Source organism: Foetidibacter luteolus (assembly GCF_009650435.1).
In the GTDB taxonomy this organism is placed as follows: Bacteria; Bacteroidota; Bacteroidia; order Chitinophagales; family Chitinophagaceae; genus Foetidibacter; species Foetidibacter luteolus.
Genome location: NZ_VVIP01000013.1, coordinates 144,243 through 167,644, shown reverse-complemented (window position 1 = coordinate 167,644; position 23,402 = coordinate 144,243). Strand labels below are relative to the sequence as shown.

The following is a 23,402-nucleotide window of genomic DNA, read 5'->3' as shown; positions in this document are numbered from 1 at the left end:
TCACGTAAGTGCATCTTATTTGTAATAATTTAAATTTTAGCAATGAGCAGACCTAAAATTGCCCGAAAGAGCACGAACATTGATATGACGGCCATGTGCGATGTTGCATTTCTTCTGCTGTCATTTTTTATCCTTACAACAAAATTCAAACCTTCTGAAGCTGTGCCGGTAAATACACCTAACTCGGTAGCAGCTAAAGTGGCTCCTGAAAAAGATATTGTTATGATTTCCCTGAATAACGAAGGGAAAGTCTTTATCTCAACGGGAGACGGAGCAGCCGACAAGGACAAAAAAGAACAAATTCTTCAGTCTATTAACAATTCTAAAGGTTTGGGGTTAACGGATGCTGAAATAAAGGCTTTGGTAAAAGCGCCTTTTATCGGTGTTCCATTTACCCAACTTGCCGGTCAGGCAAAGTTGCCTACAGAACAGATGAATGCGAAATTGCCAGGTATTCCGGTTCAGGATAGCACCAACAATCAAATGATTGACTGGATGCGTGCCGTAGCGGAAGTGTATGCTGGTACCAAGCCTAACTTGTTACTTAAAGGTGATAATGTAGCCAAGTATCCTGCATTTAAGAACATTATTACTGCTTTCAAAAAGAACGACCTGATGAAGTTTCAGATGGTTACTAACCCGGAAAGTGTTCCGTCAGGTACCGATCTCTGGAAGGCTAATATGAAAGGTGTTAAGCAGGAAGACCTTTGATGTTTAAAAATTATTTATAACCTAAAATCTTTTTGCCATGGCAGAAATGGATACCTCGTCGCAGGGCGGTGGACATAAAAAAGGCCCGGGCGTTAAAAAAGGGAAAAAAATGTCAACAAGGGTTGACCTTACTCCAATGGTGGATCTGGGGTTCCTCTTGATTACTTTTTTCATTTTTACAACAACAATGAGCCAGCCAACGGCTATGAAGTTGTTCCTTCCAAAAGATACTGATAAACCGGAGGAACAAAACAAAGCCAAGGAATCGGGTGCCTTAACAATCATGTTAGGCGATAAGAATCACGTTTACTATTATGAGGGTATTTTGGATCCTGCCGGAGCCAATTTTAAATCTTCCAACTTCAAAGACATCCGCGATGTGATTATCAATAAAAAGAGAAGCACGGATGAGAAAGACTTTGTTGTTGTGATAAAGCCTGGCGATCAATCTACTTACAAAAACATCATTGATATTCTGGATGAAATGAGTATTAATGTTGTTAAAAAGTATGCGTTGGTTGATATTTCCGAAGGTGAGGCCCAATTGGTAAAAGCATCCGATGCAAGCGCAGGTTCGTAATCTTTTGTGGAATTATGCAGCCTTTGCATCTAACAAACTAAAACATTCTTACTATGGATGTAAATAAAATAATGAGCGCCGATATCCTCGATCTTATTTTCGAGGGTAGGAACAAAGAATACGGCGCCTACGAATTGCGGAGAACCTACAACAAGCGTATCCTTACGGCATTGCTGACAATGATAGGAATTTGTATCCTGTTATTTATTGGAGCGGTGATAGCTAACTCTGCAGGCAAGGAAAAAAAGCAGGAAATGATTGTTCAGGACGTAGAGCTTACTGATGTAAAACAGCAGGAAGAAAAAAAGCCTGAAATACCACCTCCGCCTCCGCCTAAAGTAGAACCTCCAAAAATTGAGATCACCAAATTCACTCCTCCCAAAATTGTAAAGGATGAAGAGGTAAAACCTGAAGAGGAAATTAAAGAGCAGGAGCAACTGGAAGATACCAAAATTGGCGCCATTAACCAGGAAGGTATCAAGTCAGATGTAATTGCTCCTCCGGTTGAAGAAAAAGGCACAGGCGTTGTTGAAGCGCCTAAAGTGCAGGAAGAAGACTACGACAAAGAGTTTAAAACTGTACAGATTCAAGCCAAATTCCCGGGTGGACCTGAAGCATGGACTAAATATCTTCAACGTAACCTTCGTGCAGATGTTCCCGTAGAAAATGGTGCGCCTCCCGGCCGTCTTACTGTAGTGGTTTCTTTCCTTGTTGATAAGGATGGCAACATCTCAGAAGTAAAAGCCGACAACGATCCTGGTTATGGCACAGCAGATGAAGCAGTGCGTGTAATCAAAAGAGGTCCTAAGTGGATACCTGCCGTTCAAAACGGAAGGAGTGTAATTTACCGTCAAAAGCAAAGCGTTACCTTCGAAGTATCTGAAGGCTAATAAAACAAAGGTTTTCCTTTCATAAAAGAGGCTGTTTCAATCAAACGAAACAGCCTCTTCTTTTTTATATTTGGTTTTGGGGAATTAGTTTGATAATGAAACTGGGTAGGCCATAAGTAAAATTTGTGGAGAGCGGTACCTCAACCCTAATTTCGCAGGATCGAGTTGTCCAAACCGATTCTTTAAACATAAAATATGCTGGGAAAATTACAGGATTGGAATGATACTATTGCGGCACTGGCCACTCCGCAAGGGGTAGGTGCTATTGGGGTAATACGTGTTAGTGGAAATGATGCCTGGGCCATAGTGAACAAACTTTTTCCTTCAAAGAATCTACAGCAGCAGCCTGGTCACACTTTGCATGTTGGGCTACTAAAAAGCGGAAATGAAACACTCGATGAAGTGGTGCTTTCTCTTTATAAGGCTCCTAAATCCTATACAGGCGAAAACGTAATAGAAATTTCCTGTCATGGCTCTTTTTACATACAGCAACAAATATTACAGGCATTAGCAACGCATGGCGCAAGGTTGGCAAAGCCCGGCGAATTTACCCAACGTGCTTTTCTAAATGGCAAGCTTGATTTAACCCAGGCCGAAGCCGTAGCAGACCTGATTGCAAGTAACACGGCTGCCAGCAGCAAAAATGCGTTGAAAAACATGCGCGGTGGTTTTTCTGGTATCCTGGGCAATTTGAGGGACCAGTTAATTACATTTTCTGCACTCATTGAGCTGGAGCTTGATTTTTCCCAGGAAGATGTAGAATTTGCTGACCGTAAAAAACTTTACAATCTGCTGAGTGAAATAGGGCTGCAGGTTGCGGCTTTGTTGCAGTCCTTCAGGCTTGGTAATGTTGTCAAGAATGGCGTACAGGTGGCCATAATTGGTAAGCCAAATGCTGGTAAGTCAACCCTTCTTAATGCTTTGCTTAAAGAAGACAGGGCTATTGTAAGTGATATCGCCGGTACAACCAGGGATACAATTGAAGAAACCCTCAATATTAATGGCATTTTATTCCGGCTCATAGATACGGCAGGCATAAGAGAGCATACAAGCGGTATCATAGAAACTATAGGAGTGGAGAGAAGCCTTGAGAAAATGCGGAATGCCGACCTGGTGCTTTACCTGTTTGATGTACGGGAGGAAACGAATCAGTCACTACAATCGGCAGTACAAACCCTGCAGGGCCAGCAAAAGAACTATTTGCTGGTTGGCAATAAGGTTGATGATAATGGCACCACATTTGAACAGGATTTTAACGGGCTGGGTAACATTGTTTTTATATCCGCCAGGCATAACATTAACATCGAGGTACTGCAGGAAAAACTTTTTTCACTCATTGTCGAGGACAAATCTCTCCTGAATGACACACTTGTCACCAATACCCGCCATGTAAGTGCTCTGGAAAAAGTTCAGCAATCCCTCCACGAAATTATAGACGCTTTGGATAACCAGCTTCCCGGCGACCTTGTTGCGCTTGATATACGCCGCTGCCTCCACTTTCTCGGCGAGATTACAGGCGAAATAACCAACGAAGATCAACTGGACTATATCTTTAGCAAGTTCTGCATCGGCAAATAAATTAGATTTTTGATTTGTGTGTAAAAACTAGGAAAAATTTTATAGGGGTGCCCCCAAGCTATCGCAAGGGGTCGGGCTTTCCGCTCATACTCCGGCGCAAAAGCCTGCACACATTGGCCTCACCGGGGTATCCGCTTCAATCCCTCACCCGTAGTGCAAGCCTGTTTATTTTTTTCATTCTGTTTTTGGCGAGGCACTGCTAATAGCTTTAAACTATCACAATATAAAATTAATTGATTGCGATTATTTTCCCTATTGCATACTTTTATCATCCTGCACAGGTAACACGTGCAATTATTTCTCCTTTCAATACTAAAAATTCATAAAAATGGGACAAGATTCTAACGACATCAGCAAATGCCCTTTTCACAACGGTAGTATGAAAAGCAATGTTGGCGGCGGCGGTACCCGAAACCGCGACTGGTGGCCTAACCAGTTAAAGCTAAACATACTGCGTCAGCATTCTTCTTTATCTAACCCCATGGATAAGGAATTTAATTATGCTGAAGCTTTTAAAAGCCTTGACCTTGAGGCAGTAAAAAAAGACCTTCATGCGCTTATGACGGATTCTCAGGACTGGTGGCCGGCAGATTTTGGACACTACGGTGGCTTGTTTATACGCATGGCATGGCATAGTGCCGGTACCTACCGGGTACATGACGGCCGTGGTGGCGGGGGCCAGGGGCAGCAACGTTTTGCACCGCTTAACAGTTGGCCGGATAACGTTAGCCTTGATAAAGCCCGCAGGTTGCTTTGGCCCATCAAACAGAAGTATGGCAATAAAATATCCTGGGCCGATTTAATGATACTTGCCGGTAACATTGCTCTGGAGTCTATGGGCTTTAAAACATTTGGTTTTGCCGGCGGCCGCGAGGATGTGTGGGAAGCAAGTGAAGATGTTTATTGGGGCTCTGAAAAAACCTGGTTGGGTGGCGATATACGCTATGCGCATGGTTCCGAAGGGGTGGATAAGAATGGGGGAGTAGTGGTTTCTGATGATGATGCGGATGGCGATACGCACTCCCGCAACCTGGAAAAACCTCTTGCCGCGGTACAGATGGGCCTCATTTATGTTAACCCGGAAGGTCCCGATGGTAACCCCGATCCTGTTAAAGCCGCTAAAGACATCCGCGATACCTTTGGCCGTATGGCAATGGATGATGAAGAAACTGTTGCATTGATTGCAGGTGGACACAGCTTCGGTAAAACTCATGGTGCTGCACCGGCAAGCCATGTGGGTAAAGAACCGGAAGCTGCTGATTTGGAATTGCAGGGCTTTGGCTGGAATAGCAGTTATGCCTCCGGCAAAGGCGCAGATACTATTACAAGCGGCCTGGAAGTTATATGGACCAAAACGCCCACACAATGGAGCAATAATTTTTTTGAGAACCTTTTTGGTTTTGAGTGGGAGCTTACCAAAAGCCCGGCGGGTGCACACCAATGGGTGGCCAAAGATGCAGATGATATAATACCCGACGCATTTGATTCATCAAAAAAGCACCGGCCCACTATGCTTACTACCGACCTTTCCTTAAGGTTCGATGCCGGGTTTGAGAAAATATCCCGTCGCTTCCTGGAAAACCCTGATCAGTTTGCAGACGCTTTTGCCCGTGCGTGGTTTAAGTTAACACATCGCGATATGGGCCCACGTGCCCGCTACTTAGGCTCAGATGTACCGGAGGAAGTATTGATATGGCAGGATCCTGTACCAGCGGTTGATCACCCATTAATTGACGAGAATGATATCGCCGCTTTAAAGCAAAAAGTACTGGGCTCAAAATTGAGTGTGGCAGAGTTGGTATCCGTGGCCTGGGCCTCAGCTTCAACCTTTCGTGGTGGCGATAAACGTGGTGGCGCCAACGGTGCCCGCATTCGTTTGGCCCCACAAAAAGACTGGAAGGTGAATAACCCTGTTCAGTTGAAAAAAGTGTTGGATACACTGGAAGGTATTCAGAAAGAATTCAATGCAGCCCAGGTAAATGGCAAAAAAGTTTCGCTGGCAGATCTTATTGTGCTGGCTGGGGTTGCGGCAGTTGAAAAGGCGGCAAAAGATGCAGGACAGGATGTAACAGTTCCGTTTACACCCGGCCGTACAGATGCATCAGCGGAACAAACGGACATAGAATCTTTCGGTTATCTTGAGCCCCTGGCAGATGGTTTCCGTAACTACCGCAAATCCAGGATACCCGCATCTACAGAAGAGTTGCTGATAGATAAGGCCCAGTTGCTTACGCTTACCGCGCCGGAGTTAACAGTGCTGGTAGGCGGCTTGCGTGTGTTGGATGCCAATTACGATAACTCCAAACATGGCGTATTTACGCAACGCCCGGGACAGCTTACCAACGACTTTTTTGTGAACCTGCTTGACATGGGCACTGCGTGGAAAGCGGCTTCAGAAGATAGGGAACTGTTTATTGGAAACGACCGTACAACTGGTCAACCCAAATGGACGGCTACCCGAGCAGACCTGGTATTTGGCTCTAATTCAGAACTGAGGGCCATCGCCGAAGTGTACGGCAGTTCAGACGGGCAAGCCAAATTAGTAAAAGACTTTGTAGCAGCCTGGGATAAAGTAATGAACCTGGACAGGTTTGATCTGGCCTGATTATAAACTAACACATAAAAAAGGCAGCCGGTCCACTGGCTGCCTTTTTTTATACATCCTATATTGCAAGCGGTATCACAAGTGGCCAACTAAACAGTATTGATTAATCATTCCACTATATCTTTAGCGCTCAATCAACCACATGAAGAAATTAGTTGTACTGGCCTTGTTAATGCCGGCTTTAATTTATGCGCAGGATTATGTAAATGACTCGGTTTTTATCAGGCAGGTGTCTGATAACATACTTACCAGCCGCACCGCTTACAATAACCTGTTCCACTTAACCAAAAAGATAGGAGGCCGCCTGGCCGGTTCCCCGCAAATGAAGATGGCGGAAAAATGGGGGGCACAAGCCCTTGAACAGGCAGGTGCGGATAAGGTTACTTTGCAGCAATGCATGGTGCCGCATTGGGTGCGTGGTGGTAAAGACAAAGCTTCTGTAGCCTATAAAACAAGCGATGGTAAGGTTAAAACAATACCCATAAACGTATTAGCGCTGGGTAATTCGGTGGGTAGTGGGCCAAAGGGCATAAAAGCCCAGGTAGTGCGGGTACATTCGTTTGACGAGTTGGAAGAGAAAAAAGATGAGTTGAAGGGTAAAATTGTTTTTTACAGCGTGCCTTTTGAGGAAGACTTTGTGGAAACTTCTAACGCTTATGGCAAGAATGTTATTTATCGTGCAGTGGGTGCCAGCCGTGCCGCAAAATATGGTGCTGTTGCTGTACTCGTACGCTCTATGACACATTCCGTGGACAATAACCCTCATACGGGCTCTTTGCGCTACCTGGATTCTTTTCCTAAAATACCTGCTGCTGCCGTTGGCCTTCGGGATGTGGAGAAGCTGGACAGCCTGCTTAACGAAGGCAAAGCTATTACAGCCCACCTGTTTACTTATGGCAAAATGCTGCCTGACGAGGTTGGCCATAACGTAATCGGCGAAATAAAAGGCAGCGGGCAGCCGGAAAAAATTATTACTGTTGGCGGGCACCTGGATAGCTGGGATGTTAACGAAGGCGCCACTGATGATGGCGCCGGTATAGTGCAAACCATCGAAATTCTAAGGGCCTTTAAAGCATTGGGATACAAGCCAAAATGTACCATCAGGTTTGTGCTTTTTGCCAACGAAGAAAATGGTCTTCGTGGTGGCACAAAGTATGCCGAAGAAGCCAAAGCCAACAATGAAACCCATGTGTTTGCACTTGAAAGCGATGCCGGTGGTTTTACACCCCGTGGTTTTAGCATAGCAGCCACACAGGAAAAACTGGATAAACTAAAAAGCTGGCTTGCGCTTTTTCAGCCCTATGGTGTTACTGATTTTATGGTAGGTGGCGGTGGCGCAGATATTGGTCCTGTTGCGGAAGCTTACAAAATTCCTTATGGCGAGTTAAGACCGGATAGCCAACGCTATTTTGACGTGCACCATGCGGTAAACGATGTGCTGGAAAACGTTAACATACGCGAACTAAAGCTGGGGGCAATAAACATGGCAGCCTTATTGTATCTTGTAGATAAATACGGAATCTAAAACCAATATATGAGAGCAAAAAAAATCTTCCGGAGCATCATTATCATACTGGTTCTTGGCTTAGGTTTATTTATCTACTTTCATTTTTTCTGGGTTTTTGGCGATGCTACCAAAGCCGGCACGCTTAACTACTTCATGCGTAAAGGCTATATTTTTAAAACCTATGAAGGCAAAATTATTCAAAGCGGTTTTAAGGCAAATGTGCAGAGCAACGAGTTTGAATTTAGTGTAACCAATCCTAAAGTGGCCGAGATATTATTGCGCAATGCCGGTAAAGAAGTGGTGCTGCATTATAAAGAATACCGTGGCGCTTTGCCATGGCGGGGCATGCAGGAGAATATTGTTGACAGCATCTATGAAATTCGTGGTATGGAAGGAGAGACTTCCATTAAGCCCAGGTAGGTATTTATGGGCCCGGCAGCAGGAACTGCCATGAGGCTTTACTTGCGTCGCACTCTTGTGCGGTTGGTTCGCTATTCAGCTTTTCCCGCATAGTAGCCTTGTTTCTTCCGCCTCCGACGCCAGAAATTTCTTCTGTGGTGCGGCTGTCCTAAGCGCTTTTCAATAAAAATATAGCGGGCCGTTTATGAATATCAGCGGCCTGCTTTTTTTTCCATTCTGCTACGCTTTTTGTTATAATACTTTCTGTGGTTGCCGTTATATCCACTGCTATGCAAAACCGGGTTTCGTTGCGGCAACTTTCCAGCACATCTTTCACCAGTTGGTTATTGCGGTAGGGGGTTTCAATAAAAATCTGGGTGCAGTTTTTCTTTGAAGATTCGGCTTCCAGTTCCCTGAGTGCTTTCCTGCGTGCCTGGTTGTCAATGGGCAGGTAGCCGCAAAATTGAAAGTTTTGTCCGTTCATGCCGCTCGCCATCAGTGCCAGTAAAATTGAGCTTGGCCCTACCAATGGGTTAACTACAGCCCCTTGCTGCTGTGCTGCTTCCACAAGCAACTGGCCGGGGTCGGCTACGCCGGGGCATCCCGCTTCGCTAATGATTCCAATATTGTCACCCGCGTTCAAATGCTGTATAAATCTGCCTTTTACCTCTTCTTCAGCTTTATGAATGGCATACCAGCTATAATTATCAATCACCATTTCCCGCCACAGTTTTTTCAGAAAGCGGCGGGCTGTTTTTTCATTTTCCACAAAAAATACTTTGCAATCCTTAACCGCGTCCAGCACATAGGCCGGTATGGTTTGCAAGGCAATTTCATCCTCGCTTAAAACTGTTGGTACCAGGTAAACTTTGCCTTGCATTAAACTAACTTAAACTTTAAAGTAATGTACTGTTTTATGAATGCTACCTCTCTGTTTCCCGCAGGCTTAGGGTGGCGGCAATAACCGCGTAAGCAGGGGCGAATACCCAGCCCAGTATGGGCACCAGGTGCAACATGTAAAAGATAATGCCGTTGCCTATAGCCAGGCCTTTATGCTGGTTAATAAAAAAAATACTTTCCTGGGCACTCATTTTCCGGCGTTCGCAACTGTAGTCCAGCATAGAAAAACCGTAATAGTAGCATTCAACCAGCATGGCCAGCACAGGTGTAGCCCAGCCAACCAGCGGTATAAATGACAGTATTACAATAGAAACGGTATAAATGGTTTGCCACAGCGCATTGCGCAACGCTATTTTAATTCCCCGGATGATATCCTTAGCCAGTTGTGGCAGGCTGAAAGGAAAATCTTTACCCTCCAGTATGGATGCTGTTTTTTCGCTCAGGTAGGCAAAAACCGGGGAACCCAGTATCAACCAAACGTATTTAAACAGCGAGAAATAAAAAAGCATCAGCACCAGCCACAGTATCAGCCCCGAAAGCCGGAACAAAAAGCTTAAAAAGCCGCTTTGCATTTTTTCCAGCCAGGCGGTAAGATGGGTGGTTTTTGTTATCCATTCTATGGCATAATTGGCGCTTTTGCCAAAAAAATACATGCTGATTATAAACAGCAGCGAATAGATAATGCCGGGAATGATAATCCATTTCCACAGTTTATGTTCCCTTATAAACTTATGGGCATTAATGTATGATTGTATAACAATAACAATCTCTTTCAGCACGAAAAATTATTTTAGCGGATAAATATAAGCTGATTGAAAGGTTTTACTCATTTAAATAACAGCATCTCCGGCTGGCAAATTTTAAACCAGTCTTTCTACCAGCGTGGTTCTGTACTGCAAATAGCGAAAGATTTGCTGGGGAAACTGCTGGTTACAACTTTTAACGGGCAGCTTACCGCTGCCCGGATTGTGGAAACAGAAGCTTATAATGGCGTGGTTGACAAAGCTTCTCATGCTTATAACGGCCGCCGTACTGCAAGAACAGAAATAATGTACGCCCCCGGCGGAACAGCCTATGTATACCTATGTTATGGTATCCACCACCTTTTTAATGTTGTGACCAATATTGAAAACATACCGCATGCGGTATTAATAAGGGCTGCCGAACCTGTTGAGGGTGAAACAGTCATGCTGCAAAGGATGGGGCGCCAGAAGGCAGATTTTTCTATTACCCGCGGGCCTGGCAATGTATCCCGTGCATTGGGTATTGCTACCAAGCATACCGGCCTTAGCCTGCTGGAAGGCGATATTTTTATTGCAGACGACGGTTTTGTTATCAAAAAGGCGGAAATTCTTGCAACACCAAGAATTGGCGTTGATTATGCCGGCGCCGATTCCGCGTTGCCTTACCGGTTTATTATACAGGGCAACCCGTATGTAAGCGGTAAAAAGGTGAAGCTGGCAGCACCTTATAAATAAAAGGAAAACGCCAGGGGAATATTTGATGAAACAGCAGCCTGCCAGGGAATTTTCTAATGTTACCCGATGGCGAAGAGAATTACTGAACGATGAACGTAGTGCGACGCAACAGGCGCCCAATAGTAGCAATGCAGCCATGGTCTCAAAAAAAGAATTCCGGCGTAATATTGGCCGGCAAGCACATGGTCAGCGGTTCAAAATCAAAAAAAATGCTCCATAAGCGAAGAAAATTGCTGTTTTGGGCAAAAAAACTTTCTTAAACTCTTGTCTGGTATAATGCATACTCCTACCTTTGCGCTCCCAAATCAAATTTTTGGGTTAGGCTATGTCTCAGAGAATCAGAATAAAATTACAATCATACGATCACAACTTGGTAGATAAATCTGCCGAGAAAATTGTGAAAACGGTGCGCAGCACAGGAGCAGTAGTTACTGGTCCGATTCCCTTGCCTACACGCAAGAAAATTTTTACTGTACTGCGTTCTCCGCACGTTAATAAAAAGAGCCGTGAACAGTTTCAGCTTTGCACACACAAGCGCTTGCTGGACATTTATACCACTTCTTCCAGAACAGTAGATGCGTTAAGCAAGCTTGACCTTCCTTCTGGCGTGGAAGTTGAGATTAAAGCCTGAGTATCCGGCCCCGGTAGGGGATAAACGGAAAAAGTTCTTAACAATATTATCATCTCTCAAAATCCTGTACACAGGAAGAAAAGAGCTCTGGTTACACATAATTTCTTACTCCGTTTTGGAGTAAGGGTACATATAAACAAGCCCTTCGAGGTTTGTTTACTGCCGGTACTTCTTCTTGTTTGGCAACAAACAAAACAAAAGAAAAGGTCGGCAGCAAACAGGGGATTGAAGTTGCAGCCAATGCAACGGCAAAAAGTTGCCGGAAAATGGTAAGCTGCAAATGTCCTTACAACCTGCGGGGCAAAAACCGCAAACAAAATGAAAGGTATTATTGGTAAAAAGATTGGGATGACCAGCATCTTCAGTTCTGATGGAAGGCAAACAGCCTGCACCATCATTGAAGCTGGCCCGAACATCGTAACCCAGGTTAAGACAAAAGAGACCGATGGTTACTCCGCTCTTCAGTTAGCGTTTGGCGACAAAAACGAAAAACACTCCAACAAAGCAGAAATCAATCACTTCCAGAAAGCCAGCACTTCGGCTAAAAGCTTTGTAAAAGAATTCCGCGATTATTCATTAGAAAAAGCAATAGGTGAAACAATTACCGTTGACATTTTTGCCGAAGGCGAAAAAGTTGATGTGGTAGGTACTACCAAGGGTAAAGGTTTTCAGGGTGTTGTAAAACGCCACGGCTTCCACGGTGTGGGCGAGCAGTCTCACGGACAGCACGACCGCCAGAGGGCCCCGGGTTCTATTGGTGGTTCTTCTTATCCTTCACGTGTATTTAAAGGTATGAGAATGGCCGGCCGTATGGGTGGCGACAGGGTGAAGGTAAAGGACCTGAAAGTGGTGAAGATTTTCGCTGACAAAAATTATATCCTGGTAAGTGGTTCAGTTCCTGGCCACAACGGTTCTATCGTTTTAATCCAGAAGTAAACTTTAATCTCATTAGAAATGCAAGCAGAAGTTTTAGATAAAAAAGGACAGAAAACCGGCAGAACTGTTGAGCTTCCGGATGATGTATTTGCTGTTGAGCCTAATGACCATGTAATTTACCTGGCCGTTAAGCAATACCTTGCCGCGCAACACCTGGGTACACATAAAGTAAAAACCCGTGCCGAAGTAAAGGGCGCCAGCCGCAAGCTGCACCGCCAGAAAGGTACCGGTGGTTCACGTAAAGGTAATATCCGCAACCCCTTATACAAGGGTGGTGGTACCATTTTCGGCCCCAAGCCACATGCTTACGATTTTAAGCTGAACAAAAAAGTTAAGGAACTGGCCAAAATAAGCGCCCTTAGCCATAAAGCAAAAGACAGCGCTATCGTGGTAGTTGAAGACATCAACTTTGATGCGCCTAAAACAAAGCAGTTTGCTGACGTACTGAAAAGCCTGAACGTAAACGGTAAAAAAACATTGTTTGTTTTACCGGAAGGCAACGAGAATTTATACCTGAGCCTGCGTAACATACCCACAGTAAAAAGCACTTTCCTTACAGATATCAATACTTACGATATCGTAAACGCAGATGTGCTGGTACTTACAGAAAACGCGGCTAAAATCTTAACAGAAGGCGAAGCTGAAGTAGTGGCTGAAGCATAATTATTGAATTTTTCAAATTAACGAAAGATGATACCGAGCGAAATACTGGTAAAACCAATCCTTACAGAAAAAGCAAACAACCAGCAGGAAAAGCAAAGGAAGTATGCTTTTAAAGTAGCACGTAAAGCCAACAAGCTTGAAATTAAAAAAGCTATTGAAGAGTTTTACGGTGTAACTGTAGTGGATGTAAACACTTTGGTTGTTCCGGCAAAAAACAAAACACGCTATACAAAAGCTGGTTTTGTAAAAGGACAGAAACCAGCTTACAAAAAAGCCCTGGTTACTGTAGCTGAAAACGAAAGCATTGATTTGTACGCAAACATTTAATCTATAGCCGCGAAGCTGAAAATTTCGCATAAATAATAAACAATGGCATTAAGAAAATTTAAACCGGTAACCGCTGGTACACGTTGGAGAATCGGCAATGCGTATGCTGAGATTACAACAGATACACCTGAAAAAAGCCTGCTGGAAGCGAAGCACAGCACAGGTGGGCGTAACGTACAGGGCCGCCGCGCCATGCGCTACATTGGCGGTGGTCATAAAAAGCATTACCGTATTGTTGATTTTAAGAGGAACAAGAAAGATATTGAAGCAACAGTGGTATCTGTTGAGTACGATCCAAACCGTACAGCTTTTATTTCTTTGCTGGAATATGCGGATGGTGAAAAAAGATACATACTTGCCCCTCAAGGCATACAGGTTGGCCAGAAAGTAATTTCCGGCGATGCTGTAGCTCCTGAAATTGGAAACGCACTTCAGTTGAAGAACATGCCGCTCGGTACTAACGTTCACAACATTGAACTGCAGCCCAACCAGGGTGGTAAAATGGTAAGAAGCGCCGGTGCATCTGCACAGCTTACCAACAAAGAAGAAAAATATGGCGTGTTGAAAATGCCTTCTGGTGAGTTAAGGAAAGTGTTGATTAACTGTTATGCAACAGTAGGCGTGGTTTCTAACAGCGATCATAACCTGGAAACTGCTGGTAAAGCCGGCCGTAACAGGTGGAAGGGTATCCGCCCACGTAACCGTGGTGTTGCCATGAACCCTGTAGATCACCCGATGGGTGGTGGCGAAGGCAGGGCATCCGGTGGCCATCCAAGAAGCCGTACAGGTAAATATGCTAAAGGCGAAATTACCCGCACAAGAGGCAAGGGGTCAGACAAACTGATCATCCAGCGCAGAAACGGCAAAAAATTAAGTAAATAAAATAACAGGCTGTAAGAAGATGTAGATACCGGCAGCGGTTTTCATGGCATCATCGTTGCGTCGCAATCACTTCATCGTTCAGATAATATGGCGGCGACAGGTTTCCAATCAAACCTTCTTCATCTAACAAACAGCTTTAATGTTAAAATGGTTTTGCCAACGGCAAAACAAATAAACAAATAAAACAACCATGGCTCGTTCAATTAAAAAAGGTCCTTACGTAGACGTTAAGCTCGAAACCAAAGTATTGGACATTAACGAAGGCAAAAACAAAAAATCCGTGATTAAAACATGGAGCCGCCGTTCTACCATTACACCGGATTTTGTAGGCCACACGTTTGCAGTGCACAATGGCAATAAGTTTATACCGGTTTACGTAACAGAATTTATGGTAGGCCACAAATTGGGAGAATTTGCCCCTACCAGGAACTTTAAAGGACACGCAGGTACTAAAAAATAGTTCAATGTTCAAAGGTTCTGTTGTTCAAAGGAATTAGCCTTGAACGTTGAACCTTGAGCAACAAAACAGATAAAAAATGGAAGCAGTAGCAAAACTGAATAATTATCCAACAGGCCCACGCAAAATGCGTTTACTGGCTGATGTTATCCGCGGTATGCAGGTGGAAAAAGCTTTGGCTATCCTGGAGCATCACCCGCAGCACAATGCAACCCCGCTGGGTAAATTGTTGAAAAGCGCAATCAGCAACTGGGAGCAAAAGAATGGTGGCAGCGCTGCTGATTCTAACCTGGTAGTAAAAACAGTGTTTGTTGACGGTGGCCGCGTTTTAAAACGTATGCGTCCTGCACCACAGGGCCGCGGATACAGGGTTCGTAAACGCAGCAACCATGTAACTATAATCGTTGATTCAAAAAATAATTAATAAAACCTATTAATACTTAATATGGGTCAGAAAGCAAATCCTATTGGTAACAGGTTAGGTATCATCCGCGGATGGGAAAGTAACTGGTATGGCGGCAAAAAAGACTATGCCTCCAAACTTATCGAGGATAACAAGATCAGAACATACCTGAATGCACGTATTAACAAAGGCGGAATATCCAAGATTGTTATTGAACGTACACTGGGTAAGTTGATAGTAACCATCCACACTTCCAAGCCTGGTATCATCATAGGTAAAGGCGGTGGAGAGGTTGACAGGATTAAAGAAGAGTTGAAGAAACTGACTGGCAAAGAAGATGTACAGATAAACATCCTGGAAATTCGTCGCCCGGAGTTGGATGCCAACATTGTTGGTGATACGATTGCCAGGCAGATTGAAAACCGCATCAGCTACAAACGTGCGATAAAGATGGCTATCGCTTCTGCATTGCGCATGGGTGCTGAAGGTATCAAAATAAAAGCCAGTGGCCGTTTGGGCGGTGCAGAAATAGCCCGTAGCGAAGAGATTAAACAAGGGCGTGTTCCTTTGCACACTTTCCGTATGGATATTGATTATGCTTCCGTATTTGCTTTAACTGTTTACGGAAAAATCGGTATCAAAGTATGGATTTGTAAAGGTGAAGTACTTGGCCAGCGTGAATTGAACCCCAACTTTACCGGTGGTAAGAGCGATGTAAGCGACCGCAGGGACAGGAGAGACGGCGGACAGGGTGAAAGACATGACAGGAGAGATGACCGCAGAGGTGGTGGCGACAGGGACAGAAGAGGTGGCGGTGGCGACCGCAGGGACAGAAGACACTAAAAGCAGTTCCCGGTTCCCGGTTTCCGGTTTCCGGTTGGATGATAAAATAAGTTGACCTACTGGTAACAGGTAACTGGTAACCGGTAACTCAAAAACAAAAAACAATGTTACAGCCAAAAAGAACAAAACACAGGAAAGCGCAAAAAGGCCGTATCAGGGAAGTGGCAAAAAGAGGTACCAGCATAGCGTTCGGTTCTTATGCACTGAAAGCTGTTGAGCCTATCTGGTTAAATAACCGCCAGATTGAGGCTGCCCGCCAGTCTATGACCCGTGCCATGAAGCGTGAAGGTAATGTTTGGATTCGCATATTTCCTGATAAACCAATTACACGCAAGCCTTTGGAAGTGAGGATGGGTAAAGGTAAAGGTAACCCTGAATTCTGGGCTGCTGTGGTAGAACCAGGGCGCATCATATTTGAATGCGACGGTGTTAGCCGCCAGGTTGCTGAAGAAGCAATGCTGCTGGCCGCGCAAAAACTGCCTATCAAAACAAAATTTGTTGTTAGGCGCGACGTACAAGCTTAAGAATAATATGCTGATAAGTTAATCATCCGGTTACACATTGGCGCATTAAAAGAATTACCATGTCAAAGAAATCAGATTTCACAAAGGGCTTGAAAGACTTAAACGAAGCAGATTTAACTGCCCGTATTAAGGAAGATAAACTTCGTTTGAAGAAACTTGAGTTTGCCCATGCTATTTCTCCGTTGGAGAGCCCTGTAAGCATCCGCAACCTTAGAAAAGATATTGCCCGTTTGCAGACTGAACTAAGAAAAAGACAAATAGAAGCAATTAGCTAATTAGCCGTGTGCTGATTTGCTGATGCAGGCGGAGTTAGCACATTATCGAATTAGCACATTAGCTAATTAATTAAATCAATAATAATGTCCGAAAGAAATTTGCGCAAAACAAGGATAGGTGTTGTAAGCAGCAACAAAATGACAAAAACCATTACTGTTGCTGTTGAAAGAAAAGTAAAGCACCCCATCTACGGTAAGTTCGTAAAAAAGACTACCAAGTTCCACGCTCATGATGAAAAAAATGAGTGCACTGTTGGCGACGTGGTTAAGATTATGGAAACCCGCCCTCTCAGCAAAACAAAGCGCTGGAGATTGGTTGAGGTGGTTGAAAAAGCCAAATAGTGATTATTTAAGCTGTGAGCTGCAAGCTATAAGCTGCGGGCTTCAGCCTCTGAAAAAAATTGTATCAATAACTCATAGCTCATAGCTAAGAGCTCAAAGCTTAAGCAAAATGATTCAGCAAGAAAGCAGGCTAAATGTAGCAGATAACAGCGGCGCCAAAGAGGTGCTTTGTATCAGGGTTTTGGGTAACTCCGGCCAGGACTACGCTAAAATAGGTGACAAGATTGTTGTAACAGTTAAAGACGCTATCGCTGGCGGTGGTGTTAAAAAAGGAACTGTTTCCAAAGCGGTAATAGTACGCACTACCAACAAGCTGCGCCGCAAAGATGGTTCTTATATACGTTTTGATGATAACGCGGTGGTGTTGCTGAACAACTCAGACGAGCCAAGGGGTACACGTATATTTGGGCCGGTAGCAAGGGAACTGAGAGATAAAGGATATATGAAAATTATATCACTGGCTCCGGAAGTTCTTTAAGCTGCAAACAGTATTTCTCCCGGCAGCAGATAATTTCAGGGAGGATGACTCACACAATACGGAGACGGGATGGCTGAATAGCGGACAAGGCGTACAAGTGAGTGACACAACGGAAGTTGAAAAAAGATATAAAGTTGACTTCATAAAAATTATATAATGAGCAACAGATTTAAACCTAAATACAATATCAAAAAAGGCGATTCGGTAGTAGTGATTGCCGGCGACGACAAGGATGTTAAGAAGCCACGCACTGTGCTGCAGGTTATCGTTGACAAAGGCCGTGTGGTTGTAGAAGGTGTAAACATTGTAACCAAGCACACTAAGCCATCTGCCCAGAATACCAAGGGCGGTATTGTAAAAAAGGAAGCTCCCATCCACATCAGCAATGTTATGCTTTGGGATGCTAAAACCGGTGCGCCTGCTAAGATTAAACGCACCAGGGAAAACGGAAAATTAGTTCGTGTATTTAAAAAATCCGGGGAGGCAGTTAAATAATGAGCACCGCAACATACACTCCGAGACTGGCAGATAAGTACAAAAAAGAAGTTGTACCTGCATTGGTTAAAAAGTTTGCTTACAAGAGTGTAATGCAAACTCCGAAACTGGAAAAAATTTGTATCAACCGTGGCGTTAACGGCGCTGTATCAGACAAGAAACTGGTAGAAGTTGCTGTTGAAGAGCTTACTACCATTACAGGTCAGAAAGCTGTGCCTACGTTGAGCAAAAAAGATATATCCAACTTTAAGCTGCGTAAAGGCATGCCGATAGGGGCACGTGTAACACTGCGCGGCGAGAAGATGTATGAATTTCTTGACAGGTTGATTTCTGTAGCGTTACCCCGTGTACGTGACTTTAAAGGTATCAGCGATAAAGCATTTGATGGCCGTGGCAACTATACGCTGGGTGTAACTGAACAGATTATTTTTCCTGAAATTGATATTGACAAGGTGAACAAGATTACCGGTATGGATATCACTTTTGTAACTACTGCCGGCACCAACGAGGAAGCCTACGAGTTACTGAAGGAACTGGGACTGCCTTTCAAAAACATTAAGAAGGACAATCAATAAATAAACAGGGTGCACCCTTGGGTTGTGCCTGAAAACCTGAAATTTTACGACAAACTATGGCAAAAGAATCAATAAAAGCCAGGCAAAGAAAGCGTGAAGCGCTGGTAGCCAAATTTGCTGAAAAACGTGCGGCTTTAAAAGCTGCGGGTGATTATGCGGCGCTGGATGCATTGCCACGTAATGCTTCGCCCGTTCGTTTAAAAAACCGTTGCCAGTTAACCGGCCGCCCCAGGGGATATATCAGGTACTTTGGTATGTCAAGGGTAATTTTCCGCGATATGGCGCTGGATGGCAAAATTCCTGGTGTGAAGAAAGCAAGCTGGTAAAATACCGGCAGCGGCCCAGGGCCGTTAATTGTAGAAATATCATTTAGAACAGTACAACTTAAATACACATGGTAACTGATCCTATAGCAGACTTCCTGACGAGGATTCGTAACGCACAACTTGCTGGTCACAGGATAGTGGAAATACCTGCTTCAAATTTAAAGAAGCGTATCACTGAAATTCTGTACGAGCAGGGGTACATCCTGAAATACAAATTTGAGGACGACAGCAAACAGGGGTTAATAAAAATAGCCCTTAAGTATAACCCGCAAACAAAACAGCCGGCTATACGCTCACTGGAAAGAATCAGCCGTCCCGGCCTTCGCCAGTATGCTAAACCTGCCGATTTTAAAAGGGTAATTAATGGTTTGGGTGTTGCTATACTTAGCACTTCCAAAGGCGTTATGACCGATAAGCAGGCGAAGAGTGAGAATGTAGGTGGCGAAGTATTGTGCTACATTTATTAATCCTTAAGCCATAAGCTGGCAGGATAACTGTTACAGTACATTAAGCCGAACCTATACCAGGCTGACCGGCTGTAACAGCAAACTAAACTATAAACTATAAATTTTTTGATATGTCCCGTATAGGTAAAGCTCCTGTAAAAGTTCCCGGTGGTGTAACCGTTGCCGTTAGCAAAGACAATGTTGTTAGCGTTAAAGGCCCTAAAGGTGAATTAAAAGAAACAATTGACAGGGATATTACTGTTGAAGTTAAGGATGGTGAAGTATTGATTACACGCCCTACAGACCAGATACGTCACCGTGCGATGCATGGTTTGTACCGTGCTTTGATAGCTAACCTGGTAAAAGGTGTTACAGAAGGTTATAAGAAAGACCTCGAGTTGGTAGGTGTAGGTTACAAAGCCTCTAACCAGGGTAATGTACTGGATCTTTCTTTAGGCTATTCTCATAACATCGTTTTTGAAGTTCCTAAAGAATTAAAGGTTACTACCATTACAGAAAAAGGGCAGAACCCCAAAATAAGCCTGGAAGGAATTGATAAACAATTACTAGGACAGGTATCAGCTAAATTGCGCAGCCTGCGTAAGCCTGAGCCTTACAAAGGAAAAGGTGTTAAATACGTGGGTGAAGTTATCCGTCGTAAAGCTGGTAAGGCTGCTGGTAAGTAAGATCAGTAAGACGGAAAGACATAAAGTCAATGAGACATTAAGTAAAGAAGGATATTCCTTAGTTACTGTGTGGCAAATGACTTTGTAACTAATCAATAATCTGGAATAATTAACCTTCCGGCAGAATCGGAAGGTATAAAATACAACAAGATGGACGCTAAAGTTCTAAGAAGACAAAAAATACGCTATAACATCCGCAAGAAGATTTCTGGTGTTGCAGCTAAGCCCAGGTTGTCTGTTTTTCGCAGCAACGCTGATATCTATGCTCAATTGATTGATGATGTTGCCGGAAAAACCCTGGCCTCCGCGTCATCTAATGATAAAGATATCAAAGCGCAGAAAGCTAATAAGACAGAAAAAAGCAAACTGGTAGGTTCTGCCATAGCACGTAAAGCCCAGGAGCTTGGAATTACTGCAGTTGTTTTTGACCGCGGTGGTTACCTGTACCATGGCCGTGTAAAGGCAATTGCTGATGGCGCAAGGGAAGGCGGCCTTCAATTCTAAAAAAGTAAAAGTTAAGCGGCTTGTATAACAACAGGCCATAAACGATAAACTACAAACTAAGAGATGTCTAAAGTAATCGCAAATAAAGTAAAGCCAGGCGGCGAAATGGAACTGAAAGAAAAAGTAGTTGCCATTAACCGTGTTGTAAAAACAACAAAAGGTGGCCGTACATTCAGTTTCTCAGCTTTGGTGGTAGTTGGCAATGAGAATGGTGTTGTAGGCCAGGGTTTGGGTAAGGCGAAAGAAGTACAGGAAGCCATTACAAAAGGTATTGAAGACGCGAAAAAGAATTTGCTGAAAGTACCGGTAATGCATGGAACTATTCCTCACGACCAGTTTGCCAAAGAAGGCGCTGCCAAAGTGCTGATTAAACCAGCAGCCCATGGTGCAGGTGTAATTGCCGGGGGCAGCATGCGTGCCGTTCTTGAAAGCGCTGGCGTTACAGACGTACTGGCAAAGAGCCTTGGTTCTGCTAACCCGCACAACGTGGTAAAAGCAACCATTAAAGCTTTAACCTTGTTGCGTGAGCCGGTAGAAGTGGCCAAGAACCGCAATCTTAAATTAACCAAAGTATTTCAAGGATAAATCAAGTCAGTGAGTCAGATAGACAAATAGTCAAAAAGGTAAAACTTTAGTGACTAATAAATGAATGACTCCATGACTTCCAAACGAATTTATTATGGCAAAGATTAAAATTACCCAGGTAAAAAGTGGTATTGACAGGCCAGAGCGCCAGAAACTTACTTTGAGAGCTTTGGGCTTAACCAAGCTGAACGCTTCCAAGGAAGTTGAAGCTACCCCCCAGATACTGGGCATGGTTGAGAAAGTACACCACCTGGTTAAAGTTGAGCAATTAGCTGATTAGCCCATTTGCTGATATGCTGATGAAGGCATTAGTAAGATCAGCAGATTGGTACATTATCAAATTAAACAAGCGAGGGGCGATTCCCCGTTGAGTAAAAAATCAAAAAAAAATGAAACTGCACAATTTAAAACCTGCTGAAGGTTCTACACACAAAGAGAAAAGATTAGGCCGTGGTGAAGCAAGCGGTAAAGGTGGTACATCAACAAAAGGTAACAAAGGTGGCCAAAGCCGTGCCGGTTACCAGCGCAAAAATGCGCATGAAGGTGGCCAGATGCCTATACAGCGCCGTATACCCAAACGTGGTTTTAAAAATAACAACAGGGTTGAATTTAAAGTGTTTAACCTGGGACAGGTAGAGCAACTTATCGAGAAATACGGATTTACTGAATTTACTGTTGAAAACTTATACATTAATGGTTTAATAAGCCGTTCAGACAAAGTAAAATTGTTGGGTAACGGTGAACTAAAAACCAAACTTGCCTTCAAAGTGAATGCGGTTAGCGAAAAAGCAAAATCTGCCATTGAAGCTTCCGGCGGAAGTATTGAAGTTTTGCAATAAAAATTTTACGACATTTGTAGACGCATCTTACCGGTGCGTCTTTTTGGTGTTAACGCCTATCACTTTTTAACCTCAGTTTTTTGTGAAAAAGTTCATACAGACTTTAAAGAATATCTGGAGCATAGAGGAGCTACGCAATAAAATTATCGTAACCCTGGGCTTTGTGTTGGTGTACAGGTTTGGCACCCACATTGTATTGCCAGGCATTGACCCTAATAAGATCGAATCCGCCGCGTCGCAGGCCAGTAAAAATGGCTTGCTTGGCTTGTTCGATACATTCGCGGGTGGTGCCTTCTCACAGGCTTCTATCCTTGCCCTCGGCATTATGCCTTATATCTCCGCCTCTATCTTTATGCAGTTAATGACCATACTGGTACCCCAATTGCAGAAGATTCAAAAAGAAGGTGATAGCGGCCGTAAAAAAATCAACCAGTGGACGAGGTATCTTACCGTAATCGTAACTCTTTTCCAAGCCGGTGCTTATGTGGCCTACTTGCAAAGCCCCGGTTACAGGGAAGCTTTAATACCTGCCTATCAGCCATATTTCTTTGCATCAACTATCATCGTATTAACAGCCGGCACCTTATTCGTTATGTGGCTGGGTGAAAAAATACAGGACAAAGGCTTGGGCAATGGCACATCTATCATCATCATGGTAGGTATCCTGGCCCGTCTGCCACAAGCCATTATTCAGGAGTTCAGCGCAAAGCAGGTTCGTGGTGGTGGTGGTCTTTTGATTTTCCTCATAGAAATAGCGGTTCTTATCGCCATCATAATGGGGCTTATTATCCTAGTACAGGGTGTAAGAAAAATACCTGTTAACTATGCCAAGCAAATTATCGGTAACCGGCAGTTTGGTGGCGCAAGGCAGTTTTTGCCGTTAAAGGTTAACAGCGCCGGTGTAATGCCCATCATCTTTGCACAGGCTATCATGTTCCTGCCAACATTGGTTTCGTTTACTAATCTTGATTCAGCAAAAGGTATCAACAAAATATTTTCAGATCACAGCAATGCCTGGTACATGGTTATTTACGCGGTTATGGTAATAGGGTTTACCTTCCTGTACACTGCGTTAATATTCAACCCCAAGCAAATGAGTGAAGATCTTAAACGCAACAACGGGTTTATACCCGGCGTTAAGCCAGGGCAGCCAACAGCCGATTACATTGGCGCCATCATGGATAAGATTACTTTGCCGGGCGCCGTATTTCTTGCGCTGGTAGGTATCCTGCCTGGTTTTGCACAAAGGCTTGATGTAACACAGGCTTTCAGTACATTCTTTGGTGGCACATCTTTACTGATTATGGTAGGTGTTATTCTTGATACACTGCAGCAAATTGAAACACACCTGTTAATGCGCCAGTACGATGGCCTTATGAAAGGTGGCCGTGTACAGGGCAGGCAAACAGTTACCCAGGCCAGCTACTAAGCATAGCAATAAGCGGGGTATTGCAGCCTTATCAGATTACGCAACACAAATAATATACAACCTGCCGGGCAACCCTGGCAGGTTTTTTTATAACTCAACTATAGCGGC

At 44.0% G+C, this 23,402-nt stretch carries 32 protein-coding genes; 30 read left to right on the top strand and 2 right to left on the bottom strand.

Annotation, left to right across the window (positions count from 1 at the left end):
• Positions 1–42 precede the first annotated feature (42 nt).
• The 7 genes from F0364_RS04485 (at position 43) to F0364_RS04455 (ending at position 8,291) form a co-directional block, all read left to right on the top strand.
• Positions 43–711: an ExbD/TolR family protein gene (locus F0364_RS04485; RefSeq protein WP_153796557.1), complete on the top strand. Its 669-nt coding sequence runs from the start codon at positions 43–45 to the stop codon at positions 709–711.
• A gap of 37 nt (positions 712–748) precedes the next feature.
• Positions 749–1,291, top strand: a complete 543-nt coding sequence (locus tag F0364_RS04480; RefSeq protein ID WP_153796556.1) for an ExbD/TolR family protein — start codon at positions 749–751, stop codon at positions 1,289–1,291.
• A gap of 53 nt (positions 1,292–1,344) precedes the next feature.
• Positions 1,345–2,181 carry an energy transducer TonB gene (locus F0364_RS04475; protein ID WP_153796555.1) on the top strand — a complete coding sequence of 279 codons (837 nt, stop codon included), beginning with the start codon at positions 1,345–1,347 and terminating at the stop codon, positions 2,179–2,181.
• A gap of 195 nt (positions 2,182–2,376) precedes the next feature.
• Positions 2,377–3,759 (top strand): tRNA uridine-5-carboxymethylaminomethyl(34) synthesis GTPase MnmE, encoded by a 1,383-nt coding sequence (gene mnmE, locus F0364_RS04470; RefSeq protein WP_153796554.1) that lies wholly within the window; start codon positions 2,377–2,379, stop codon positions 3,757–3,759.
• Between the two features lie 328 nt (positions 3,760–4,087).
• Positions 4,088–6,364 (top strand): catalase/peroxidase HPI, encoded by a 2,277-nt coding sequence (gene katG / locus F0364_RS04465; RefSeq protein WP_153796553.1) that lies wholly within the window; start codon positions 4,088–4,090, stop codon positions 6,362–6,364.
• Positions 6,365–6,506: 142 nt separating this feature from the next.
• On the top strand, positions 6,507–7,889 hold the full coding sequence (locus F0364_RS04460) for a M20/M25/M40 family metallo-hydrolase (RefSeq protein WP_153796552.1): 1,383 nt from the start codon (positions 6,507–6,509) through the stop codon (positions 7,887–7,889).
• A 9-nt stretch (positions 7,890–7,898) separates the two neighbouring features.
• A complete protein-coding gene (locus F0364_RS04455) occupies positions 7,899–8,291 on the top strand; it encodes a DUF8785 domain-containing protein (RefSeq protein ID WP_153796551.1) in 393 nt (130 codons plus the stop codon).
• A gap of 148 nt (positions 8,292–8,439) precedes the next feature.
• Here F0364_RS04455 and F0364_RS04450 read toward each other — a convergent pair whose 3' ends face one another.
• Positions 8,440–9,150, bottom strand: a complete 711-nt coding sequence (locus F0364_RS04450; RefSeq protein WP_153796550.1) for an SAM-dependent methyltransferase — start codon at positions 9,148–9,150, stop codon at positions 8,440–8,442.
• Positions 9,151–9,193: 43 nt separating this feature from the next.
• On the bottom strand, positions 9,194–9,949 hold the full coding sequence (locus F0364_RS04445; protein ID WP_153796549.1) for an EI24 domain-containing protein: 756 nt from the start codon (positions 9,947–9,949) through the stop codon (positions 9,194–9,196).
• Between the two features lie 33 nt (positions 9,950–9,982).
• Here F0364_RS04445 and F0364_RS04440 point away from each other — a divergent pair, with 33 nt between their 5' ends.
• The 23 genes from F0364_RS04440 to secY all read left to right on the top strand — a co-directional run bounded on the left by F0364_RS04440 (position 9,983) and on the right by secY (position 23,294).
• A complete protein-coding gene (locus tag F0364_RS04440; protein WP_235921010.1) occupies positions 9,983–10,648 on the top strand; it encodes a DNA-3-methyladenine glycosylase in 666 nt (221 codons plus the stop codon).
• A 325-nt stretch (positions 10,649–10,973) separates the two neighbouring features.
• Complete coding sequence (rpsJ, locus tag F0364_RS04435) at positions 10,974–11,279, top strand: 30S ribosomal protein S10 (RefSeq protein ID WP_153796548.1); 306 nt, start codon at positions 10,974–10,976, stop codon at positions 11,277–11,279.
• A 318-nt stretch (positions 11,280–11,597) separates the two neighbouring features.
• Positions 11,598–12,215 carry a 50S ribosomal protein L3 gene (gene rplC, locus F0364_RS04430; RefSeq protein ID WP_153796547.1) on the top strand — a complete coding sequence of 206 codons (618 nt, stop codon included), beginning with the start codon at positions 11,598–11,600 and terminating at the stop codon, positions 12,213–12,215.
• Between the two features lie 18 nt (positions 12,216–12,233).
• A complete protein-coding gene (gene rplD, locus F0364_RS04425; protein ID WP_153796546.1) occupies positions 12,234–12,878 on the top strand; it encodes a 50S ribosomal protein L4 in 645 nt (214 codons plus the stop codon).
• Between the two features lie 27 nt (positions 12,879–12,905).
• Positions 12,906–13,205, top strand: a complete 300-nt coding sequence (rplW, locus tag F0364_RS04420) for a 50S ribosomal protein L23 (protein WP_153796545.1) — start codon at positions 12,906–12,908, stop codon at positions 13,203–13,205.
• Between the two features lie 42 nt (positions 13,206–13,247).
• Positions 13,248–14,087, top strand: a complete 840-nt coding sequence (gene rplB, locus F0364_RS04415) for a 50S ribosomal protein L2 (protein WP_153796544.1) — start codon at positions 13,248–13,250, stop codon at positions 14,085–14,087.
• 190 nt (positions 14,088–14,277) lie between these two features.
• Complete coding sequence (rpsS, locus tag F0364_RS04410; protein WP_153796543.1) at positions 14,278–14,547, top strand: 30S ribosomal protein S19; 270 nt, start codon at positions 14,278–14,280, stop codon at positions 14,545–14,547.
• Positions 14,548–14,623: 76 nt separating this feature from the next.
• Complete coding sequence (gene rplV, locus F0364_RS04405; RefSeq protein ID WP_153796542.1) at positions 14,624–14,968, top strand: 50S ribosomal protein L22; 345 nt, start codon at positions 14,624–14,626, stop codon at positions 14,966–14,968.
• A gap of 21 nt (positions 14,969–14,989) precedes the next feature.
• Entirely contained in the window at positions 14,990–15,790 is an 801-nt protein-coding gene (gene rpsC / locus F0364_RS04400) for a 30S ribosomal protein S3 (RefSeq protein WP_153796541.1), read from the top strand.
• 104 nt (positions 15,791–15,894) lie between these two features.
• A complete protein-coding gene (gene rplP, locus F0364_RS04395; RefSeq protein WP_153796540.1) occupies positions 15,895–16,314 on the top strand; it encodes a 50S ribosomal protein L16 in 420 nt (139 codons plus the stop codon).
• Between the two features lie 59 nt (positions 16,315–16,373).
• The gene (gene rpmC, locus F0364_RS04390; protein ID WP_153796539.1) at positions 16,374–16,589 is read left to right on the top strand and encodes a 50S ribosomal protein L29; all 216 of its coding nucleotides are present in this window, start codon (positions 16,374–16,376) and stop codon (positions 16,587–16,589) included.
• 84 nt (positions 16,590–16,673) lie between these two features.
• A complete protein-coding gene (gene rpsQ / locus F0364_RS04385; RefSeq protein ID WP_153796538.1) occupies positions 16,674–16,931 on the top strand; it encodes a 30S ribosomal protein S17 in 258 nt (85 codons plus the stop codon).
• A gap of 109 nt (positions 16,932–17,040) precedes the next feature.
• Positions 17,041–17,409: a 50S ribosomal protein L14 gene (gene rplN, locus F0364_RS04380; RefSeq protein WP_153796537.1), complete on the top strand. Its 369-nt coding sequence runs from the start codon at positions 17,041–17,043 to the stop codon at positions 17,407–17,409.
• Positions 17,410–17,565: 156 nt separating this feature from the next.
• A complete protein-coding gene (gene rplX / locus F0364_RS04375; protein ID WP_153796536.1) occupies positions 17,566–17,904 on the top strand; it encodes a 50S ribosomal protein L24 in 339 nt (112 codons plus the stop codon).
• On the top strand, positions 17,904–18,479 hold the full coding sequence (gene rplE, locus F0364_RS04370; protein ID WP_153796535.1) for a 50S ribosomal protein L5: 576 nt from the start codon (positions 17,904–17,906) through the stop codon (positions 18,477–18,479). The genes rplX and rplE overlap by 1 nt, the downstream gene beginning before the upstream one ends.
• A 56-nt stretch (positions 18,480–18,535) precedes the next feature.
• Positions 18,536–18,805: a 30S ribosomal protein S14 gene (gene rpsN, locus F0364_RS04365; RefSeq protein ID WP_153796534.1), complete on the top strand. Its 270-nt coding sequence runs from the start codon at positions 18,536–18,538 to the stop codon at positions 18,803–18,805.
• A gap of 68 nt (positions 18,806–18,873) precedes the next feature.
• Entirely contained in the window at positions 18,874–19,272 is a 399-nt protein-coding gene (rpsH, locus tag F0364_RS04360; protein WP_153796533.1) for a 30S ribosomal protein S8, read from the top strand.
• Positions 19,273–19,382: 110 nt separating this feature from the next.
• Positions 19,383–19,937: a 50S ribosomal protein L6 gene (gene rplF, locus F0364_RS04355; protein ID WP_153796532.1), complete on the top strand. Its 555-nt coding sequence runs from the start codon at positions 19,383–19,385 to the stop codon at positions 19,935–19,937.
• Positions 19,938–20,087: 150 nt separating this feature from the next.
• Positions 20,088–20,441 (top strand): 50S ribosomal protein L18, encoded by a 354-nt coding sequence (gene rplR / locus F0364_RS04350; protein WP_153796531.1) that lies wholly within the window; start codon positions 20,088–20,090, stop codon positions 20,439–20,441.
• A gap of 63 nt (positions 20,442–20,504) precedes the next feature.
• On the top strand, positions 20,505–21,026 hold the full coding sequence (gene rpsE / locus F0364_RS04345) for a 30S ribosomal protein S5 (RefSeq protein ID WP_153796530.1): 522 nt from the start codon (positions 20,505–20,507) through the stop codon (positions 21,024–21,026).
• Positions 21,027–21,120: 94 nt separating this feature from the next.
• Positions 21,121–21,306, top strand: coding sequence for a 50S ribosomal protein L30 (rpmD, locus tag F0364_RS04340; RefSeq protein ID WP_153796529.1), 186 nt, complete (start codon positions 21,121–21,123; stop codon positions 21,304–21,306).
• A 109-nt stretch (positions 21,307–21,415) separates the two neighbouring features.
• Entirely contained in the window at positions 21,416–21,865 is a 450-nt protein-coding gene (gene rplO / locus F0364_RS04335) for a 50S ribosomal protein L15 (RefSeq protein WP_153796528.1), read from the top strand.
• Between the two features lie 82 nt (positions 21,866–21,947).
• The gene (gene secY / locus F0364_RS04330) at positions 21,948–23,294 is read left to right on the top strand and encodes a preprotein translocase subunit SecY (protein ID WP_153796527.1); all 1,347 of its coding nucleotides are present in this window, start codon (positions 21,948–21,950) and stop codon (positions 23,292–23,294) included.
• Positions 23,295–23,402 lie beyond the last annotated feature (108 nt).